The 18,695-nt window shown below is 72.1% G+C and carries 17 protein-coding genes; 6 read left to right on the top strand and 11 right to left on the bottom strand.

Going from position 1 to position 18,695, the window contains the following annotated elements; translation table 11 throughout:
- Positions 1 to 48: 48 nt before the first annotated feature.
- The 6 genes from OG218_RS22395 to OG218_RS22420 all read right to left on the bottom strand — a co-directional run bounded on the left by OG218_RS22395 (position 49) and on the right by OG218_RS22420 (position 5,318).
- Positions 49 to 1,818, bottom strand: coding sequence for a twin-arginine translocation signal domain-containing protein (locus tag OG218_RS22395; RefSeq protein ID WP_328295430.1), 1,770 nt, complete (start codon positions 1,816 to 1,818; stop codon positions 49 to 51).
- Complete coding sequence (locus tag OG218_RS22400) at positions 1,815 to 2,288, bottom strand: hypothetical protein (RefSeq protein ID WP_328295431.1); 474 nt, start codon at positions 2,286 to 2,288, stop codon at positions 1,815 to 1,817. Before OG218_RS22400 ends, OG218_RS22395 begins: the two co-directional genes overlap by 4 nt.
- Positions 2,285 to 2,878 (bottom strand): hypothetical protein, encoded by a 594-nt coding sequence (locus tag OG218_RS22405; protein ID WP_328295432.1) that lies wholly within the window; start codon positions 2,876 to 2,878, stop codon positions 2,285 to 2,287. The genes OG218_RS22400 and OG218_RS22405 overlap by 4 nt, the downstream gene beginning before the upstream one ends.
- Positions 2,879 to 2,976: 98 nt before the next feature.
- On the bottom strand, positions 2,977 to 3,789 hold the full coding sequence (locus OG218_RS22410) for a TlpA family protein disulfide reductase (RefSeq protein WP_328295433.1): 813 nt from the start codon (positions 3,787 to 3,789) through the stop codon (positions 2,977 to 2,979).
- A complete protein-coding gene (locus tag OG218_RS22415) occupies positions 3,786 to 4,310 on the bottom strand; it encodes a MauE/DoxX family redox-associated membrane protein (RefSeq protein ID WP_328295434.1) in 525 nt (174 codons plus the stop codon). The genes OG218_RS22410 and OG218_RS22415 overlap by 4 nt, the downstream gene beginning before the upstream one ends.
- Positions 4,311 to 4,376: 66 nt before the next feature.
- On the bottom strand, positions 4,377 to 5,318 hold the full coding sequence (locus OG218_RS22420; RefSeq protein WP_328295435.1) for a DUF4349 domain-containing protein: 942 nt from the start codon (positions 5,316 to 5,318) through the stop codon (positions 4,377 to 4,379).
- A 171-nt stretch (positions 5,319 to 5,489) separates the two neighbouring features.
- Between OG218_RS22420 and lepA the strand changes: the two genes are divergently transcribed.
- Positions 5,490 to 7,337 (top strand): translation elongation factor 4, encoded by a 1,848-nt coding sequence (gene lepA, locus OG218_RS22425; RefSeq protein ID WP_328296280.1) that lies wholly within the window; start codon positions 5,490 to 5,492, stop codon positions 7,335 to 7,337.
- Between the two features lie 49 nt (positions 7,338 to 7,386).
- On the opposite strand, the gene OG218_RS22430 is transcribed toward lepA, so the two are convergent.
- From OG218_RS22430 to OG218_RS22450, 5 genes are all read right to left on the bottom strand, one after another.
- Positions 7,387 to 8,400, bottom strand: a complete 1,014-nt coding sequence (locus OG218_RS22430) for an LLM class flavin-dependent oxidoreductase (protein ID WP_328295436.1) — start codon at positions 8,398 to 8,400, stop codon at positions 7,387 to 7,389.
- 1 nt (position 8,401) lies between these two features.
- Entirely contained in the window at positions 8,402 to 9,067 is a 666-nt protein-coding gene (locus OG218_RS22435; protein WP_328295437.1) for a hypothetical protein, read from the bottom strand.
- A complete protein-coding gene (locus OG218_RS22440) occupies positions 9,064 to 10,065 on the bottom strand; it encodes an acetylxylan esterase (RefSeq protein ID WP_328295438.1) in 1,002 nt (333 codons plus the stop codon). The genes OG218_RS22435 and OG218_RS22440 overlap by 4 nt, the downstream gene beginning before the upstream one ends.
- Before the next feature lie 16 nt (positions 10,066 to 10,081).
- Positions 10,082 to 10,957, bottom strand: a complete 876-nt coding sequence (locus OG218_RS22445) for a GTP-binding protein LepA (protein WP_328295439.1) — start codon at positions 10,955 to 10,957, stop codon at positions 10,082 to 10,084.
- A 172-nt stretch (positions 10,958 to 11,129) separates the two neighbouring features.
- Positions 11,130 to 11,939, bottom strand: coding sequence for a DUF1206 domain-containing protein (locus OG218_RS22450; protein ID WP_328295440.1), 810 nt, complete (start codon positions 11,937 to 11,939; stop codon positions 11,130 to 11,132).
- A gap of 146 nt (positions 11,940 to 12,085) precedes the next feature.
- Between OG218_RS22450 and OG218_RS22455 the strand changes: the two genes are divergently transcribed.
- The 5 genes from OG218_RS22455 to OG218_RS22475 all read left to right on the top strand — a co-directional run bounded on the left by OG218_RS22455 (position 12,086) and on the right by OG218_RS22475 (position 18,693).
- Entirely contained in the window at positions 12,086 to 13,234 is a 1,149-nt protein-coding gene (locus tag OG218_RS22455) for a LacI family DNA-binding transcriptional regulator (RefSeq protein WP_328295441.1), read from the top strand.
- A 182-nt stretch (positions 13,235 to 13,416) separates the two neighbouring features.
- Entirely contained in the window at positions 13,417 to 14,994 is a 1,578-nt protein-coding gene (locus tag OG218_RS22460) for an ABC transporter substrate-binding protein (RefSeq protein WP_328295442.1), read from the top strand.
- Positions 14,991 to 16,034 (top strand): ABC transporter permease, encoded by a 1,044-nt coding sequence (locus OG218_RS22465; RefSeq protein ID WP_328295443.1) that lies wholly within the window; start codon positions 14,991 to 14,993, stop codon positions 16,032 to 16,034. The genes OG218_RS22460 and OG218_RS22465 overlap by 4 nt, the downstream gene beginning before the upstream one ends.
- A 5-nt stretch (positions 16,035 to 16,039) precedes the next feature.
- Entirely contained in the window at positions 16,040 to 16,993 is a 954-nt protein-coding gene (locus tag OG218_RS22470; protein WP_328295444.1) for an ABC transporter permease, read from the top strand.
- Entirely contained in the window at positions 16,993 to 18,693 is a 1,701-nt protein-coding gene (locus OG218_RS22475) for an ABC transporter ATP-binding protein (protein ID WP_328295445.1), read from the top strand. The genes OG218_RS22470 and OG218_RS22475 overlap by 1 nt, the downstream gene beginning before the upstream one ends.
- Positions 18,694 to 18,695 lie beyond the last annotated feature (2 nt).

The following is an 18,695-nucleotide window of genomic DNA, read 5'->3' on the forward strand; positions in this document are numbered from 1 at the left end:
CACCCGTGCTCCCGCCGGGGTTCCCCGCGGGACCACGGGTCGGGTGGGTCAGGTGAACGTCACGGCGCCGGTGGCCACGGTGAGGACCGCGGTGGCGTGCTCGAAGCGCTGCCGCACCTGGCCGCCGGAGACCGGGTCCGGTTCGGCCACCGGGAACCCGATCCGGCCGCCGGGGCCGCCGGTGTCCAGCCAGGCCGTGCGGAGGGGACCCGAGACGGTCCGGGCCCCGGTCGCGGGCGAGACGTAGACGGAACCGAGTTCGAAGTTCTGCGACGTGCCGCCGGCCACCGGGGTCTCGTCGGTGCTCGGCAGCCCCAGCCGACCCGCCTCCCAGCCGGTCCGGCGCCACAGGTCGAGCACCGCGCCGCGCACGGCGTGCGTCCCGCTGTCCGGGGCGGAGTAGATCGACCCGTGCTCGAAGTGGTTGTAGACGGCCCGCCCGTCGGGGGTGGCCGTCTCACCCGTCACGGGGTAGCCCAGGGGACCGGCCTCCCACCCCAGGAAGGCCCAGGCGTCCCGGATCGCGCCGAGGACGGTACGGGCCCCGGTCTGCGGGGTCCAGTAGACCGACGCCCCGGTCGAACCGCGCGACCCGGTGAAGTGGTTGAAGCGGCCCCGGCCGTCGGGGGTACGGAGTTCGTCGGTCGTGGGGTAGCCCAGCGGCCCCGCCTCCCAGCCCCGTCCGGCCCACTCCTCCCGGATCGCGCCGAGGACGGCGCACGCCCCGGTCCGGTCGGTGGCGTAGACCGAGCCCCGCTCGAAGTGGAGGTAGGACCCGCTGCCGTCGGGGGTGGTGGTCTCGCCCGTGACGGGGTACCCGAGCGGACCGGCCTCCCAGCCCAGCCGCTGCCAGCAGGAACGGATCGGGCCGAGCACGGCGTGCGCCCCGGTCGCCTCGGTCCAGTAGACCGAGGCGTTGCCGGACCCGTCGGCCCCGGCGAAGTGGTTGAACCGGCCCCGGCCGTCGGGCGTCGTGAGTTCGTCCGTGGTCGGGTACCCCAGCGGTCCGGCCTCCCAGCCCAGCGCCGCGAACGTCGCCAGGATCGCGCCGTGCACCGCGTGGGCCCCCGTCGCGGGGGAGTGGTAGATCGAGCCGAAGTCGAACAACTGGTACGTCCCGCCGGGACCGGGGGTGCCCAGTTCGGGGGTCCGCTGTTCGCCCAAGACGCCGCCCTGCCCCCCGATCGCCGTGTACTCCCGCCCGATCGGGGTGCAGTCGCGCAGGGCGGGGGCGCTGTGGGAACCGGTCCGCTGGTCGGTGGCCGAGGTCGTGGTGCACTCCCAGTCGGGGATCTTCCAGGGCGGGGTGCAGGTCACGACCCGGCACCACACCGGACCCGTGCAGGCGACGTCCTGGTTGCACTGCCCGTAGCGGAACTCGTTGCAGCACACCTTGCGCTGGTCGCACTGACCGGCCGGACCGCACCCGCAGGAACAGTTGCGGCAGCCCTCGCCGCAGAACTTCCGGCGGCCGTCGCACCCGCAGGAGCAGAAGCTGTGGCAGTCGATGTAGTAGCGGGCGCCGCCGCAGCAGAACCCCGACCCGTCGGACTTCCACCAGCCGCCCACGAGGCTCCCCGGTGGGCAGCGGTTCACGCCGTTGCCGATCGTCGCGCAGAAGACGGTGTACCCCGAGGAGCAGGTCGAGTCGATGCCGCAGACCGCGGCGTAGGCGGAGACCGGGCGGGTGAGGAACCCCCACGGCCCGACGCTCAACGCCGACCCGACGACGGCGGTCCGGGCCAGGAAACCCCGCCGGCTGGTGCGGGCGGCCAGGGCCGTGCTGACGGCTCCGAGGACCCGTTCGGTGACCTTCACGAGGAGACCCCTTCGACGGTCTGGAGCTGGACGCTGCGCAGCAGCGGGGTGAGCCGGTTGAACAGTTCGGCGCGGCGGGCGAACGAACCGAGGACGACGTAGAGGCAGAACGCCCGGCCGCCGACGTGGAAGAACCACTGGCCGCCGGCCTGACCGGGGATGCTGCGCTGCAGGCGGTTGGGGGCGAAGTCGGCCAGCTCGGGGAGCGGGAACCCGGTGTCGGCGAACAGCGCCGTCGTGGACGCGGCCGGGTCGTGCTCGAAGAGGCTGACGAAGAGGTCCTGCTCGCCGAGGGTTCCGGTGACCCCACCCCCGAAGTCGCCGCGGACCGCCGGCAACGGAACGGTGGCGGCGTGCAGGACGGGTCGCCGGTGCGACTGCGGGTCGTGCCCCTCCGTGCTCCGCCGGGTGATCCGGACCTCCCAACCCTGCGGTGCCTCCACCGAGATGCCGTGCGCGTCGAGCCTCACCAGGAACCTCCCACGAGCAGTCCGATCGAGACGAGAGCCACGACCGCCGACCAGGCTCCGGTCAGCGCCCGGCCCTGCGGTGCGCGCCGTTCCAGCGTGCGGTGCATCCCCGCGAGCCGCTGCGGCGTGGTGACCGAGCGGGTCGCGAGCACCGGCAGCGCCCGGACGACGCCGAACGTGAAACCCGTCAGAGCCCCCGCGAGCGGGTTCCCGGTCCCGAACATGAGGGCCAGGGCGAGGTGGACGACGGGGGAGGTGACGATGGTGACGACCCCCGTCCCGAGCTGCGCGCCGTAGCCGAACCCGTAGACCCAGCCGCGGTAGCGGTGCAGCCAGTCCTCGTCGACCTGGCGGTGCCAGCTGGGGAACCTCCGCAGCCGGCCGGTCTCGGCCGCGATCGTCGCGCCGGCGAGGAGGACCGCCAGGACGAAGGCCACCCGGGACGAACCCGGCAGCACCAGCCCCAGGGCGCCGAGCAGGGTTCCGAGGACCGTTCCCCCGACGGCGGAACCGACGAGGTGGGCGGTGACCGTGACCGGCCACCGGCTGGCGCGTCCCCGCTCACCGAGGGGGGTGATGCTGGACAGCATCGACTCGCCTCAAGGGGACCAGAGGCTGCGGAGCGCGGCGACGGCGGCCGTCGGCACCCCCACGACCAGCGCGGCGAGGGCCGGGGGTTCCACGGGATTCAGCGTCCGTCGCTCTGGTCGGTGGCGGTCAGCCCCAGGCTCGGGTGGTCGGGGGTGATCCCGGCGGCGAGGAGTTCCCGGTTCGCCCGGGCCTCGCGGTGCGCCCCGTCACCGTGGTCTCGCGAGTGGTCGTGCGGGTGCTCGTGGTCGTACGGGTGGTCGTGACGGGGCAGCTGGATCACGCTGTCTCCCACCGCTTCTCCCACGAGGCGTTCCACCTGTTCCCAGTCGGTCGCGCTCCCCTCGCCCCGGACCCGGCGGCTGTCCCCGTCGACGTAGGCGAAGTAGGGCGAACCCGGGACCTGGTAGCCCTCCCACGTGGCCGTCGACATCACCACCTCGATCCCGCGCCGCACCGGGCCGGCGGCCAGCGCCGCGATGGTGCTGGGGGATTCGGCCGAGGCGTCGCGGGTCACCACGACCAGCCGGGTCGCGGGGGGCAGGGACAACGGTGCCGGGTCGGCGAGACGGTCCCAGATGCGTTGGCAGGTCAGGCATCCGCTGGACAGGAACGCCACCAGGGTGTGGGTCCCGGCGGCGCCGACGGCGACCTGCACGGCGTCGCCGGCCGGGGTGGATCCGCTGACGTCGGGGGCCGGTTGGCCGGTCGGGCCGCTGCCCTCGACCACCCCGCGTCCCACCTCGAAGGGGACCCGTCCGGATCCGGGGGCGGTGTCCTCCCGTCCGGCGCCCAGCTCGTGCAGCGAGCGGAGGATCTCGGCGTGCGAGCGCAGCAGGCCGGCGACGAGCACCGAGAGCAGCGCCACGGCCAGCAGCAGACCGACCAGCAGGATCGTCACGACGGTGCTCACGCGGCGGCTCCCCGGATCGTGGTGCGGGCGGCGGTCAGTCTCGGCAGTCCGGTGAGGGTGAGCAGGCACAGCGCGCACAGCAGGGCGGTGACGGCGAACGTGCTGAGCGCTCCTGCGGGCCCGAGGGCCAGCACGGGCGGCACCCCGACGGCACCCGAGGAGGCCGCGGTGCCCGCCGCCACCGCGAGGAGGGCGGTCACCCCGACGTGGGTGCGGGTGGGGGGCAGGTCGGGTTCCCCGAAGCACCCGCAGGAACTCATCGGACGTCCCCGCAGCAGGGCGAGCAGCACGAAACCCGTGAAACCCGTGTAGAACGCGGAAACTCCCCACGCCGCAACGGTCGAACCGGCGACGGCGGCCCCGGCGGTGAGCAGTTCCAGGACGCCGAGGGCCTGCACCAGCCCGCGGTGCGACGGCAGACCCTGGGTCCGCAGGGCCTGCGCCGTACCGTCCGGGTGCCGGAGCTTCCCCGCTCCCGCCACGGCCAGCACCACCGTCCCCACCAGGAAGGGCAGTTGCACCGCAATCATCTAGACACACTCAGTGATGATCAGGTCCGGGGTCAAGGGGTTCGGGAGTTCCCCGGCTCATTCCACCGGTGCGGTGGTGCGCGTCCGGCGCCGGCGCAGCAGCAGGACCGGAACGGCCACGACCGCCACCGGCACCACGAACGGCAGCACCGCCCCGAGCACGAGGGACGCCACCCGCAGGAACTCGCCGAGCGCGTGCCACCCGGCACCCAGCCCGCCTCGGAACCCGGGGTCGCTCGCCGCGACGATCGACGTCGGAGCGCCCTGGGTCAGCGTCACGTCCAGCGTCGCTAGCGACACCTGGTCCGCCAGCACCCGTTGCCGGGCCTGCAGCGCCTCCAGGTCCGCCTGCCGGGTGGCGATCTCGCCCTCGATGGCCAGGACGTCCGGGATCGTCCTCGCCTGCGGCAGCCGGTCGCGGAAGGTCACGAGGACGGCCTGCGCCGACGCGACCCGGCTGTCCACGTCGGCGACCTCCGCCGTCACGTCCGTGGACGTCGTCGAGCGGTCGGTCTGCTGACCGAGCTCCGCGACGCCCGCCTGCACGTCCTCGAAGGACGCCGACGGGACCCGCAGGGTGAGGTGGGCCTGCTGGTCCTCGCCCGCGGCGCCCACCTGGCTGGCCGCGACCGATCCGCCCGCCCCGGTCGTCAACGCCTCGACCGCGGTGGTCGCGCTCGGGAGGTCCTCCACCCGGACCGCGAGCGTCCCGGTCGAGACGACCGCACGCTGGGCGTCCCCGACGGCCGCGACGGCCGCAGGTTCCGCACCCTCCGCCGGGGCGGCGACGCTGCCCCCCTCCGCCGTGCCGGCGCTGCCCCCGCCGCTGTCCCCGCCGCTGTCGGCCATGCCCTGGGAGGAACCGGAGCCGTCCGAGCCGGCGCCGGACCCGCTGCAGGCGGCGGCCCCCAGCACCAGGACCAGGGCCACGGCGGGCGCGGCCAGGAGCCGGCCCCGGGACGGGGTGGGACGGGTGGACGGGGGAGTCGGCTCGGGCATCGGGCACCTCCAGCGGGTTCGGTCGCCGTGACCGTGGAGCTGGGACGCCGCTGTGCACCCGTCGGTTCCCGCGCACGGGGACGTGCAGACGGACGGGAGAGGGGGCGGACGTGCGACCATGGGGGTTCGTCTGCCCGCCCGATCGAGAGGTGCTCCCCGCCCGTGTCCCCGATGGCCGCCGCCTCACCGGCACCCGCCTCGACGCCGCCGGAGCTGCTGCGCAACTTCTGCATCATCGCCCACATCGACCACGGCAAGTCGACGCTGGCGGACCGCATGCTGCAGCTGACCGGCATCGTCGACTCGCGGGCCATGCGCGCGCAGTACCTCGACCGCATGGACATCGAGCGCGAGCGCGGCATCACGATCAAGTCGCAGGCGGTGCGCATGCCGTGGGGCCACGAGGGCACCGACTACGCGCTGAACATGATCGACACCCCGGGGCACGTCGACTTCACCTACGAGGTCTCCCGCTCGCTGGCCGCCTGCGAGGGCGCCGTGCTGCTCGTCGACGCGGCGCAGGGGATCGAGGCGCAGACGCTGGCGAACCTCTACCTCGCCATGGAGAACGAGCTCACGATCATCCCGGTGCTCAACAAGATCGACCTCCCGGCCGCGCAGCCGGAGAAGTTCGCCGAGGAACTGGCCAAGCTCATCGGCTGCGAACCCGAGGACTGCCTGCGGGTGTCGGGCAAGACCGGCGTCGGGGTCGAACCGCTGCTGGACCAGATCGTGCAGCAGATCCCGTCCCCGGTCGGCGACCCGGACGGTCCGGCCCGCGCGATGATCTTCGACTCCGTCTACGACACCTACCGCGGGGTCGTCACCTACGTCCGCGTCATCGACGGCAGCCTCTCCCCGCGGGAGAAGATCGTCATGATGTCGACGAGGGCGACGCACGAGCTCCTCGAGATCGGGGTCAGCTCGCCCGAGCCCACGCCGTCGAAGGGCCTCGGGGTCGGTGAGGTCGGCTACCTCATCACCGGGGTGAAGGACGTCCGCCAGTCCAAGGTCGGTGACACCGTCACCAACGCGGCGAAACCCTCGACGAAGGCGCTGGGCGGCTACCGCGACCCGAAGCCGATGGTGTTCTCCGGTCTGTACCCCATCGACGGGTCCGACTACCCGCTGCTGCGCGACGCCCTCGACAAGCTGAAGCTGAACGACGCGGCGCTGAGCTACGAACCGGAGACCTCGGTCGCCCTGGGTTTCGGGTTCCGCATCGGGTTCCTCGGACTGCTGCACCTCGAGATCGTCCGCGAGCGCCTCGAACGCGAGTTCAACCTCGATCTGATCTCCACCGCCCCCAGCGTTCCCTACCAGGTCACGTTGGAGGACAAGGGGGTCGTCGAGGTGACCAACCCCTCGGAGTTCCCGGAGGGCAAGATCGCCGAGGTCCGGGAACCGGTCGTGCGGGCCACCGTCCTGTGTCCCGCCGAGTTCATCGGCGCGGTCATGGAACTGTGCCAGCAGCGACGCGGGGACCTGCAGGGCATGGACTACCTCTCCGAGGACCGCGTCGAGATGCGGTACCGGCTGCCGTTGGCCGAGATCGTCTTCGACTTCTTCGACCAGCTGAAGTCGCGCACCCGCGGGTACGCCTCCCTCGACTACGACGTGGACGGCGAGCAGGCCGCCGACCTGGTGAAGGTCGACGTCCTCCTGCAGGGTGAGACGGTCGACGCGTTCAGCCAGATCGTCCACCGCGACAAGGCCTACGGCTACGGCGTGATGATGGCCGGCAAGCTCAAGGACCTCATCCCCCGCCAGCAGTTCGAGGTGCCGATCCAGGCCGCCATCGGGGCCCGGGTCATCGCCCGGGAGAACGTCCGCGCCATCCGCAAGGACGTCCTCGCGAAGTGCTACGGCGGGGACATCACCCGCAAGCGCAAGCTGCTGGAGAAGCAGAAGGAGGGGAAGAAGCGCATGAAGATGGTCGGGCGGGTCGAGGTGCCCCAGGAGGCCTTCATCGCCGCGCTCTCCTCCGACGCGGCGGACCCCAAGAACGCCAAGAAGTAACCTCCCCGAACCGTGGTCCCGCTGGGTCTCCAGCGGGACCACGGTCGGTTCAGGGGGCGGGTGCCCAGCCGAGGAGGGGGCCCAGCCGGGTCGCCATGTCGGTGAGGATCTGCACGTAGTCCTCGTGCTCGAAACCGAACGGCAGGGCGAAGGCGACCTCCTCGACGAGGCGGAACCCCGCGTGCGCCCACAACTGCGCGGCGATCTCCTCGCTGGACCCGATGACGTCGGGGGCGAACAGCAAGCGGCCGGGGCCCTGCGGTTCCCGGGTGCGCGGGGTCCGGGCGTCGACGTAGGCCTGGTACCTGGCGCGCTGTGCGGCGGTGGCGGTGTCGGTGGGGATGACCACCAGTCCCTGCGAGGTGCGCCCCGTGGGGTGCGCCGCGCGGAACGCCTCGAGGTGCCCGGCCTGGATCGCGGCGAAGTCGCTGGACCCGTCCTCGGAGCGCACGACGCTGGAGGCCAGCAGGTTGATGCCCTGCTCACCCGTCCACCGGGCGGACGTGAGGCTCGCGCCGCCGTACCAGAGCCGGTCCGCCAGGCCGGGGGAGTGCGGTTCCACCCGGTCGGAGAACACCTCGATGCCCTCGGTCCCGGCGAAGTCGGTCACGGGGTCGCCGCGCAGGAACCGCTGCAACCGCAGGACGCGTTCGTAGCCGAAGTCCTCGACGTCGGCGGTGTCGGGGTACAGCGCCGCCTTGACGCGTTCGTACTGCATGGGCGTGCTGACGCTCACGCCGGGTTCGAGACGACCGCCGGTGAGGACGTCGACCGTCGCGAGGTCCTCGGCGAGGCGCAGCGGGTTCTCCCAGCCCAGCGGGGTGACCGCGGTCCCCAGGTGGATCCTGCTGGTCCGCTGGGACAGGGCCGCGAGCACCGCGACGGGGGAGGAGATCCCCGGTTGCAGGTGCCGGTGACGTAACCACGCCGAGTCGAAACCCAGCTGCTCACCGAGTTCCACGACCTCCAGCGTCGTCTCGTGACCGGGTCCGGGATCGGCCGGGTCGAACGACCCGATCGTCAGGAACCCCATGCGCCGCAGCGCCACACCCTGTTCCGGCACGTCAGACCGTCCCTTCGAAACCTGCACTGGCGGTGACCGTTCCCGGCGCGACCTCGGTGAAACCGCCGTCGCGCACGTCGATCCGTCCGGCGGCCCCCAGGACCGGGGCCCCGGTCACGACGCGCACCGGGAAACCCGCCGCCCGCCACGGGTCCACCCGGGCCGCGGGCAGCCGCTCGAACGCGAGTTGGGCGGCGTGCCCGACCTGCGCGGCGGCCTTGCCCGTGGTCATCGTCACCCCGGGGCTGAGCCTGATCGTGAGCAGCCCGTCGGGACCGGGCGCCCGGAGGTCCTCCGGGTCGGTGAGGTCGAGGCCGCCGACCTGCAGGGGTTTCAGCGCAGGCGGAACCTCGTCGCGCGGGTGCGGGGCGAAGACCCGGACCACGGCGTCCCCGTGGGAGGCCTCGACGTGCGCCAGCCCTTCGGTGCGCTCCCACTTCGCGCCGCGGGCACGGCGGCAGATCTTGCGGATCCGCCGGTCGCGCCAGGCCTGGACCGCGTCGTGGAGCTCACCCTCGGGGTCGGTGGCCCGGGGGTCGTCCAGCAGCAGGACGACGGCCCGGGCCGCGGCGACCAGGACGTCGGTGTGGGTGGGGAGCGGTTCACGTTCGACGCGGGCCACCAGGGACAGGGCCCACGGGTCGACCTCCGGCTCGAACCCGCTCACCGGAGCCCGAGGCGCTCGAGGAAGCGCAACTGGCGCTGCACCTGGAACCCGAGACCCCCGCCGTGGTCGGCGAACTCCCACACGTCGATGTCCTTGGCCACGTCCCGGCCGCTGCGCTCGCCGTAGCGGTTGTAGGTCGCGAACACCGTCGAGGGCGGGCAGACGGGGTCCATGAGGGCGACGCTGAAGAGGGCGGGGACGCTCGCCCGGGCCGCGAAGTTCGCCCCGTCGACGTAGGACAGCGTGGTGAACGTCTGCTCGACGGCCTCGGGGGAGTGCCGCCGGAGGTACTGGACGACCTCGGGGAACGGGCCGTCGGGGGCGGTGTCCACGGCCCGACGGACGTGGCAGAGGAACGGGACGTCGACGAGCGCCGCGGCGACCCGGTCCCCGGACAGGCCCGCCGCGGCGAGCGTGAACGCGCCGCCCTGGCTGCCGCCGCGCACGACCACCCGGCGGGTGTCGACGTCGATCCCGAGGGCGGGCAGGGCGTGCGCGACGTCCACGGCGCGGGCGCAGTCGACGTAGGCCCGGCGGTAGAAGTACGTCGCCGGGTCGGTGATCCCCTTGGTCATGAACCCGCCGAACCACTGTCCCGCGGGGGCGTTCGGGTCCGGGTCGGGGGTGTCCTGCCCCATCCCGCGGGTGTCGACGACGAGGTGGGCGAAGCCCGCTGCGGCCCAGGTCGTCCGGTCCACCGGCAGACCCCGCCCCCCGGAGTAGCCGATGAACTCCACGACGACCGGCAGCGGGCCGGGGAGGTGCGCGGGGCGGATCAGCCACGCCGCGATCGGATCGCCGGCCCAGCCCGCGAAGCGCACGTCGTGGACCTGCAGCGCGGGCAGCGCCGGCCCCTCGTACGGCGACAGCGTCACCGCGAGGTCGTGGGCACGGGCCAGGGCCAGGCTGTCGGCCCAGAAGGTGTCGAAGTCAGCGGGCTCGGCCACGTCACCGCGGTAGGTGCGGAGTTCGGCCAGCGGGAGATCGGTCAGCGGCACGGTGGAACGCTACTGCTCACACGACGCGGGGCAGTCCTTGGGTGCGGAACTGCTCGATCGTGTCCTTGAGCGCGGCCATGATGTAGTCGGGCACGCGCATCCCCTGGTCGCGCGCCCACAGCAGCTCACGCTCGACCAGGCCGATCTGGGCGCCGAAGTCCTCGAGCTTCTCGGCCAGACCGAGGGTGCTGAGGATCCCCCCGAGCTGCGCCGAGTACTGCGGGTTGTGCGCGCCGACCAGGCCGAAGGACTTGCGACGCAGAACCTTAGCCAGCCGCAACTGCCAGGGGGCGAGGACGTTCTGCTGGATCATCTCCGTCGCCGAGAGCCGGTAGAAGGCGAAGTGGCCCGGTTCCTGACGGCGGATGGGCTGCACGACCGTCTTCGAGATCGCGTCCTCGCCGATCCCGTCGAGGCCGTCTACGAGCAGGTTGTAGGCCACGACCGCGGACTTCTCCGTCGCCGCGCCGGTCAGGTAGTAGAGCAGCCGCGCGACCTCCTGGATCGGTTTGAAGTGCGCCAGGGACCCCAGCAGCCGGATCTTGGCGCTCACGTCGTCGGTGTTGGGGTCGGCGGGGGCGATGTCGATGTCCTGCTGCAACCGGTCCAGGATCAGCCCGTGCTGGATCTCCTGGGGCTGCCAGACGTCGGCGTAGAAGAGGCGGTCCGTCTCGGAGACGTCCGGCAGCAGCGTGAGCAGCTCGAGGACGTTGCGGTCCACCTCGAGCTCCACGCGCGCCAGGTAGTCGATGACGTGGCCGAAGGTGTCGCGCACCCGGCGGGGGTCGTGCACCGTGCGGTCGACGGAGTCCAGGCTGATCGGCGGGTACTTCTCCCCGAGGCGCAGGACGTGGTCGCGGATGTCCCCCGGGGTGATGATCTTGCGAGACACGTGACTCCTGCTTCCGTGAGATCCCAGTCTGGGGGTGGACTGCCGCGGACCAGTGTGCCGGTTCGGCGCCCGCGTCCATAAGGCCACCCTCAGTTCGCAACCGATCCTCGGCCGGATTGGTTCCCGGGCCGCCGTCCCGGTCGGATCACGTTCTCACGGTGGGCCGAGCGGATCAGGCCCGACTCCGGCGCCGGGCCGTGATCAGCTGGAAGACGGCGTAGGCCGCGAGCCCGAGGGCGACCAGCAGGAGCGCGACGGTGCCGAAGGGCTGGGCGGCGATCTCGTGGAAGGCGGCGTCCAGGCCGCGGGACTTGCCCGTGTCGCCGGTCGCCGAGACGACGACCAGCACGCCCAGGACGGCGAAGGCGACTCCGCGGGCGACCCAGCCGGCGACCCCCAGTCCGGTCAGGGCCGGCGAGAGCGAACCCTCGACCTTGTCCTCGAACTTCTCCTGGAGCCCGCGCACGACCGTCGCGACCCCGATCCCGACGATCACGAGACCCACGACCACGACCACGACGGCCCCGCCGGGGGCCTCGAGGACGCGCTGGGTGACGGTCTGCTGCTGCTGACCGCTGGAGGAGCCGCCCCCGGCGACGAACTTCAGCGACGACACCGCGAGCGCGGCGGCGGCCACGGCCTTGGCCACGGCGCTCACCCGGCGCGAGGTCTTGTCCGCGGTGATCGCCGCGACGACCTGCCAGACGAGCAGGGCGACGAAGCCGAGGGCCAGGACCACCAGCAGGACCTCCCCGAAGGGCTTCGAGGCGATCTGGCCGAGCGCACCGCTGGAGTCGGCGGAACCGCTGCCGGAACCCAGCGCCACCTGCGCCGCGAGCCACGCGATGAGCAGGTAGACCACCCCTTCGGCCGCGACGCCCACGCGTCCGACGCGCTTCACCCCGGCCTCGTGGGCCCGGGCGAAGGCCTCACCCCGACGGGCGCCCTCTTCGGCCCGGGACTGGACGTTCCTGCTGTTCATCGGAACAGGGTTGGACCCCGGGGCCCGCGCCGCAACCGGTGGTGGGATCCGGGGAGCGCCGTAGCATCGTCCGAGCCCACCGCGCTCTGCGGTGGTGACCGCGCTCGAGCGCGGGACGAGCACGAGCGAGCAGGAGGCGCGCAGCCATGGCGGCCACGTCGTCCCCGGGAACCTCCGGCGGCAAGGCACCCACGGTCTACGACGTCGCCGACCGCGCGAGCGTCTCCATCGCCACCGTCTCCCGCGTCCTGCGCACCCCCGACGCCGTCCGGGAGGCGACGCGCGAACGGGTGATGACGGCCGTGCGCGACCTCGGCTACGTCCCCTCCGGCAACGCCCGTGCGCTCGCCGGGCGGCGCACCGGGGTGATCGGGTTGTGCTTCCCCGGTCACGACGGACTGGAGGGCGAGGACCCCCGCGACGAGGCGGTCCGCGACCCGCGACCCGCGATGACGCTGCGGGGCGGGGTCCGCATCGTCGACGACCGCCGACCGGGACCGGCGCCGGCCATGCGCAACCTCTACTTCGACGAGGTGCTGCGCGGGGCCGAGGTGGAGGCCTGGCGGCGCGGGTTCGCCCTGATGGTCGCGGCCGGACGGGGACCGAGCCGGGAGGTCATCGTCAACGACATCGCCGGCCGGGTCGACGGGCTCGCCGTGCTGGCCCGCACGGTCTCCGACGACCTGCTGGCCCACGTGGCGCGGCGCATCCCCGTGGTGGTCCTGGCCGACGCGACCCGCGCCGACGGGTTCGACCACGTGAGCGTCGACAACGCCGCGGGCATGCAGGCCCTCACCACCCACGTCGTCACCACCCTCGGGGTCCGCGACGTCGTCTACGTCGCCGGTCCGCAGGACTCCCCGGACGAGGCCGAGCGACGTCGGGGGTTCCTCGCCGCGCTGACCGCGGCCGGGGTGGCGCCGGAGACCGTCCCGGTGCTGCGCGGGGACTTCCGGGGGGACCGGGCCTTCGAGGCGGTGACCCGGCTGCTGCGGGAGCGGACCCCGCGGGCGCTGGTGTGCGCCAACGACCAGTCCGCGCTGGGGGCGCTCGACGCGGTCCGGGCCGGCGGGCTCTCGGTCCCCGGGGACGTCCTGGTGACCGGGTTCGACGGCATCGACGTCTCCCGGTTCACCGAGCCGCCCCTGACCACCGTCGCCCAGCCCATGGCGGAACTGGGGCGGGCCGCGGTGCGCGCGATCGTCGACCGCCTCGCGCTGCCGCAGGCGCCGCGGCTGGACACCCGGCTGCCCGTCGAGGTGCTGCTGCGGGAGAGCTGCCCGCCCACGCTCTGAGCCGTCCGGGCAGCACGGGCTTGCACCACGCGATGTAAGCGCATACGTTGGCCTGGACGACGACGTGGAGGTCGAGAGCGATGACGCTTCGGCAGGGCCCGGCCATGAGGCGCCGGGGAGTGCTCGCAGGGTTCGGTGCAGGTGCCGCGCTCGCGAGTGCCGCAGGACTCAGCGGATGCAGCGTGCAGGTGCGCAGCCAGGCCGATCCGACGATCGGCGCCGACACCATGCTGATCAACGCGGACAAGGGCAACCCGCTCTTCGACAGGAACTTCAACCCGTACCTGACGAACAAGCGGACCGCGTCCACGTGGATCTACGAACCCCTCGTCCTGGTGAACCCCCTCGACGGCGAGCAGATCCCCTGGCTCGCCGAGTCCTGGGAACTCCCCGGTGCCCGCACGATCGACATGACGATCCGGCAGGCGCGGTGGAGCGACGGCGAGGAGTTCACCGCCGACGACGTGAAGTTCACCTTCGACCTGTTCCAGGCGAACCCCTCCCTCGACACCAAGGGCGCCTGGCAGCACCTGGACTCCCTCGAGGTGCAGGGCGACCACGTCGTCTTCCACCTGCAGACCGACGACGTCCCGGCGCTGGCGGTCCTCGGCGTCACCTGCATCGTGCCGCGGCACCTGTGGCGCGACGTCGCGGATCCCTCGACGTTCCGCAACGAGAACCCCGTCGGTACCGGACCCTTCGTGCTGGGCAACTACAACCCGCAGCAGTACTCGATGGACCGCAACGAGGACTACTGGCAGGCCGAGAAGATCGAGATCGCCCACCTGATCCTGCCGGGCACCAGCAACCAGCTCGACACCGTCACCCGCGGCTACGACTGGAGCTACTCGTTCATCTCCGACGTCGAGGGGACGTGGGGTGCGGCCAGCGAGCACAACAAGTTCTGGTTCCCGCCCGGCGGCATCATCGCCCTCGTCCCCAACCACACCGTCGCCCCCTTCGACGACGTCGACGTGCGCCGCGGGATGTCGCTCGCCCTGGACCGGGCCCGCATCGCCCAGGTGGCCAGCGAGGGGTACATGCAACCCGCCGGCCAGACCGGGTTGATGCTGCCCAACCAGCAGGAGTGGCTGAACCCCGACATCCCGGACCAGGGGATGGTCGCCCAGGACCGCGACGGGGCGCTCGCCGCCTTCGCGCAGTCCGGCTGGACCCTGCAGGGGGACAAGCTGGTCGACGCGGGCGGGAAGCAGCTGGGTTTCGCCCTCACCTCCGCCAACGGCTACACCGACTGGACCCGCGCGGCCCAGGAGGTCCAGCGCCAGCTCGGCGAGATCGGCCTCGACGTCTCCCTCCAGCTCCCGCAGCCGGCGGGGTACCAGTCCGCGCTGGGCAACGGCGAGTTCGAGGTCGCGATCGGCGGCATGGGCGGCGGCGACGTGTTCCGCGCCTTCAACGACCTGATGTCCAGCGACTTCGTCACCGAGGTGGGGAAGACGACGCAGGCGAACTACGAACGGTTCTCCGACGACGCGGTCGACGACCTGCTGACGGCGTTCAAGTCCTCCACCGACCCCGCCGCCCAGTTGCGCGCCGCGCAGGCGCTGCAGCAGAAGGTCTACGACGAGCTGCCCGTCATCGGGCTCTACTACGGCGGGCTCTGGGGTCTCTACAACGACGCCAAGTTCACCGGCTGGCCCACCGAGGCCGACCCGTACATGGCCCCGCAGAACTACGACTCCGCGCCGCTGGGCATCTTCACCCGCCTCCGGCTCACCGGGAAGGGGGGTGCGGCATGACCGCCCTCGACACCGCTGCGCCACCCCGGGTCTCCCGGGTGCCCGGGGCCGGGTTCCCCGGTCGCTACCTGCTCGGGAAGCTCGGCCTGTTCGTGCTCACCCTCTGGGCCGCCGTCACCGTCAACTTCGCGTTGCCGCGGCTCATGCCGGGCACCCCGGCCGACGCCGCCGTCGCGAAGCTCTCCCAGAACGGACCCGTCAGCCCCGCCACCCGCGCCGCCATCGAGGCCCAGCTCGGGGTTCCGGACGGCAACCTGCTCTCGCAGTACGTCTCCTACCTGCACCAGGTGCTCACCCTGGACTTCGGGGTCTCCTACACGTTCTACCCGCAGACCGTCTCCTCGATGGTGTCCCAGGCCCTGCCCTACACCCTGGTGCTGGTCGGTGCGGTCACGGTGCTGGCGTTCGTCCTCGGGACCCTCATCGGCGTCGCCTCGGCGTGGAAGCGGGGTACCTGGCTGGACGCGCTGCCGACCCTGTCGGGCAGTTTCCTCTCGACGTTCCCGTACTTCTGGACCGCGCTGCTGCTGCTGTTCTTCCTCGGCTACGTCCTGCACTGGTTCCCAACGACGGGGGCCTACTCGGCGACGACGACGCCGGCGTTCGGGCTCGACTTCCTCGGCGACGCCCTGGCCCACGCCGCGCTGCCCGCGATCACGATCCTGCTGACCTCGCTGGGCGGCTGGATCCTCGGGATGCGCAACGCGATGATCAACACCCTCGGCGACGACTACGTCACCTTCGCCGAGGCGAACGGGCTGCGCGGGCGCACCGTCGCGATCCGCTACGCCGCCCGCAACGCGATCCTGCCGAACCTCACCGGTTTCGGGCTGTCGCTGGGCGGGGTCGTCGGCGGGTCGGTGCTGGTCGAGCAGGTCTTCGGGTACCCGGGCATCGGCTACCTTCTCTTCAACGCCGTCATCGGGCAGGACTACCCGCTGATGCAGGCGTTGTTCCTCATGATCACCGTGAGCGTCCTCGTCGCGAACTTCCTCGTCGACGTGCTCTACGGCCTCCTCGACCCCCGCACCCGGAAGTGATCCCCGTGGCCACCTCGACCACCCCGAGCGATCTCAGCGTCGACCGCGGACCGAGCGCCTGGCGCACCGTCGGCCGCTCCGCCGCGACCGTCTGGTCCAACCGCAAGGCCCGGGTCGGCGTCGTCGTCCTGGTGTTCTTCCTCCTGGTCGCGGTGTTCGCGCCGCTGATCGCGCCCTACGACGGCAAGGACAACAGCTTCGAAGGCGGCCAGGACGTCTCCGCGGCGCACTGGCTGGGCACCACGGCCGCCGGTGAGGACGTCCTGAGCCAACTGGTCCACGGGGCCCGGATCAGCGTCCTCGTCGGGTTCACCGCCGGGTTGCTCGCGACGGTCGTCGCCGTGCTCGTCGGTCTGTCCTGGGGTTACACCCGCGGGTGGGTGGCCGAGGTCATCGGGTTCGTGGTGAACCTGTTCCTCGTCATCCCGGGTCTGCCCTTCATGATCGTCATCGCGGCCTACCTGCAGAACGGTGGCATCACCGTCATCATCGCCGTGATCGTCATCACCGGCTGGGCCTGGGGTGCCCGCGTCCTGCGGTCCCAGACGCAGTCCCTGCGCTCCCGCGACTTCGTCGAGGCGGCCCGGTTCTCCGGCGACTCCTCGGCCCGCATCGTCTTCCGCGAGATCCTGCCGAACATGACCTCGCTCATCGTCGGGAGCTTCTTCGGCGCGGCGACCGCGGCGATCCTCGCCGAGGCGGGGCTGGAGTTCCTGGGCCTCGGCGACACCTCCGTCGTCAGCTGGGGCACGATGATCTACTGGGCGCAGAACTCCAGTGCGCTGCTCACCGGGCAGTGGGCCCTGCTGTTCGCCCCCGGTCTCTGCATCGCTCTGCTGGCCATGAGCCTGACCCTCATCAACTTCGGCGTCGACGCCGTCAGCAACCCCAGGTTGCGCGAGGGCTCGACGAAGATCGCCCGGAAGACCGCGCCGAAGACCGCTCGGAAGGGGAAGTGATGACCAGCCCCGACACCCTGGGCACCGGATCGCGTTCCGGGGGCGAGCTCGGCGAGCCGCTGCTGGACGTGCGCGACCTGTCCGTCGTCTACGAGTCGGCCGGCCAGGACCCCGTCCAGGCCGTCGACCACGTCTCGTTCACGCTGCGCCGCGGCGAGTTCGTCGGTCTGGTGGGGGAGTCGGGGTCCGGCAAGTCGACCCTCGGCTACGCCATCACCCGGCTGCAGAAGCCCCCGGCCCGCACCAACGGCGGGCAGATCCTCTTCGGCGGTCACGACGTCCGCGAACTCGACGACGAACAGCTCCGCCGGCAACGGCAGGGCGGGTTCGCGATGGTCCTGCAGTCCGGGATGAACGCACTGAACCCGGTGCGTCGCATCCGCGACCACTTCGTCGACGTCTTCCGGGCCCACGGCCACGTACCGCGGGCGCACTGGCGGGACCGGGCGGCGGAGCTGCTCGGCAAGGTCGAACTGGAGACCAAGGTCCTCGACCGCTTCCCCGGTGAACTCTCCGGGGGCATGCGGCAGCGGGTCTCGATCGCACTGGCGCTGTCGCTGGACCCGCAGCTGGTCGTCTTCGACGAGCCGACGACGGCGCTCGACGTCCTGGTGCAGCACGCGGTGATGGACACCATCACCGCGCTCCAGCGCACCGAGGGTTTCACCGCCGTCCTCATCAGCCACGACCTCGGCATCGTCCTGGAGACGGCCGACCGCGTGCTGGTCATGCACGAGGGACGGATCGTCGAGGACGGGACCTCGCAGCAGGTCCACGAGGACCCCCACGACGACTACACCCGGATGCTGCTGAGCCACTACGCCGACCCGCGCGGTGAGGTCGTCTCGCTGCCCGGGTTCGAGGACCGCAGCCTGCGTCCCCGCCGCGACCACGGTCGCCCCGGTGGTTCCGCGATCGTCGTCGACGGGGTCTCGAAGACCTACCCGGCGCCGCGTCGGGGCGAAGCCCCCGTGCAGGCCGTGCGGGACGTCTCCTTCACCCTGGAACCCGGCGGTGCGCTGGCCCTGGTCGGGGCGAGCGGTTCCGGCAAGTCCACGCTGGCGAAGATGATCACTGGCGTCGAGGCCCCCACCGAGGGTTCCGTCTCCCACGGCGACCTGAACATCGGCAAGCTCAACGGCCGGGGTCTGAAGGCCCTGCACCGCAACGTGCAGATGGTCTTCCAGGACCCCTACGCGGCGCTGAACCCGCTGCACACCGTCGAGTACCAGCTGACCCGTCCGGTGCTGAACCACACCGACCTCAAGGGCGCCGACGCTCGCCGTCGGGTCCACGAGATCCTGGAGACCGTCGGACTCGCGCCGACCGGCCAGTTCGCGCAGAAGCTCCCGCACCAGCTCTCGGGCGGGCAGCGTCAGCGGGTCGTCATCGCCCGCGCGCTGGCCTGCGAACCGCAGGTGCTCATCGCCGACGAACCGGTGTCGATGCTCGACGTGTCGTTGCGCGCCGGCGTCCTGGCCCTCCTCGAGGAACTGCGTGAACGGCTCGGACTGTCGCTGCTCTACATCACCCACGACCTGCTGAGCGCCCGGCTCATCACCGACGACATCCTCGTCCTGCACGAGGGTCGCGTCGTTGAACGCGGGTCGACAGCGCAGGTCCTGCAGCACCCCACCGACCCCTACACGGTGCAACTGCTGGACGCCGTCCCGAACCCCGCCCGCGCGCACTCGCGCTGATC

Origin of the sequence: Kineococcus sp. NBC_00420, assembly GCF_036021035.1 — a bacterium.
Classification (GTDB): domain Bacteria; phylum Actinomycetota; class Actinomycetes; order Actinomycetales; family Kineococcaceae; genus Kineococcus.

Bases quoted from the DNA above. Each gene is read 5' to 3' on its own strand.
- lepA (WP_328296280.1), top strand. From the start codon at position 5,490: ATGGCCGCCGCCTCACCGGCACCCGCCTCGACGCCGCCGGAGCTGCTG.
- OG218_RS22455 (WP_328295441.1), top strand. From the start codon at position 12,086: ATGGCGGCCACGTCGTCCCCGGGAACCTCCGGCGGCAAGGCACCCACG.
- OG218_RS22465 (WP_328295443.1), top strand. From the start codon at position 14,991: ATGACCGCCCTCGACACCGCTGCGCCACCCCGGGTCTCCCGGGTGCCC.
- OG218_RS22475 (WP_328295445.1), top strand. From the start codon at position 16,993: ATGACCAGCCCCGACACCCTGGGCACCGGATCGCGTTCCGGGGGCGAG.
- OG218_RS22405 (WP_328295432.1), bottom strand. From the start codon at position 2,878: ATGCTGTCCAGCATCACCCCCCTCGGTGAGCGGGGACGCGCCAGCCGG.
- OG218_RS22420 (WP_328295435.1), bottom strand. From the start codon at position 5,318: ATGCCCGAGCCGACTCCCCCGTCCACCCGTCCCACCCCGTCCCGGGGC.
- OG218_RS22450 (WP_328295440.1), bottom strand. From the start codon at position 11,939: ATGAACAGCAGGAACGTCCAGTCCCGGGCCGAAGAGGGCGCCCGTCGG.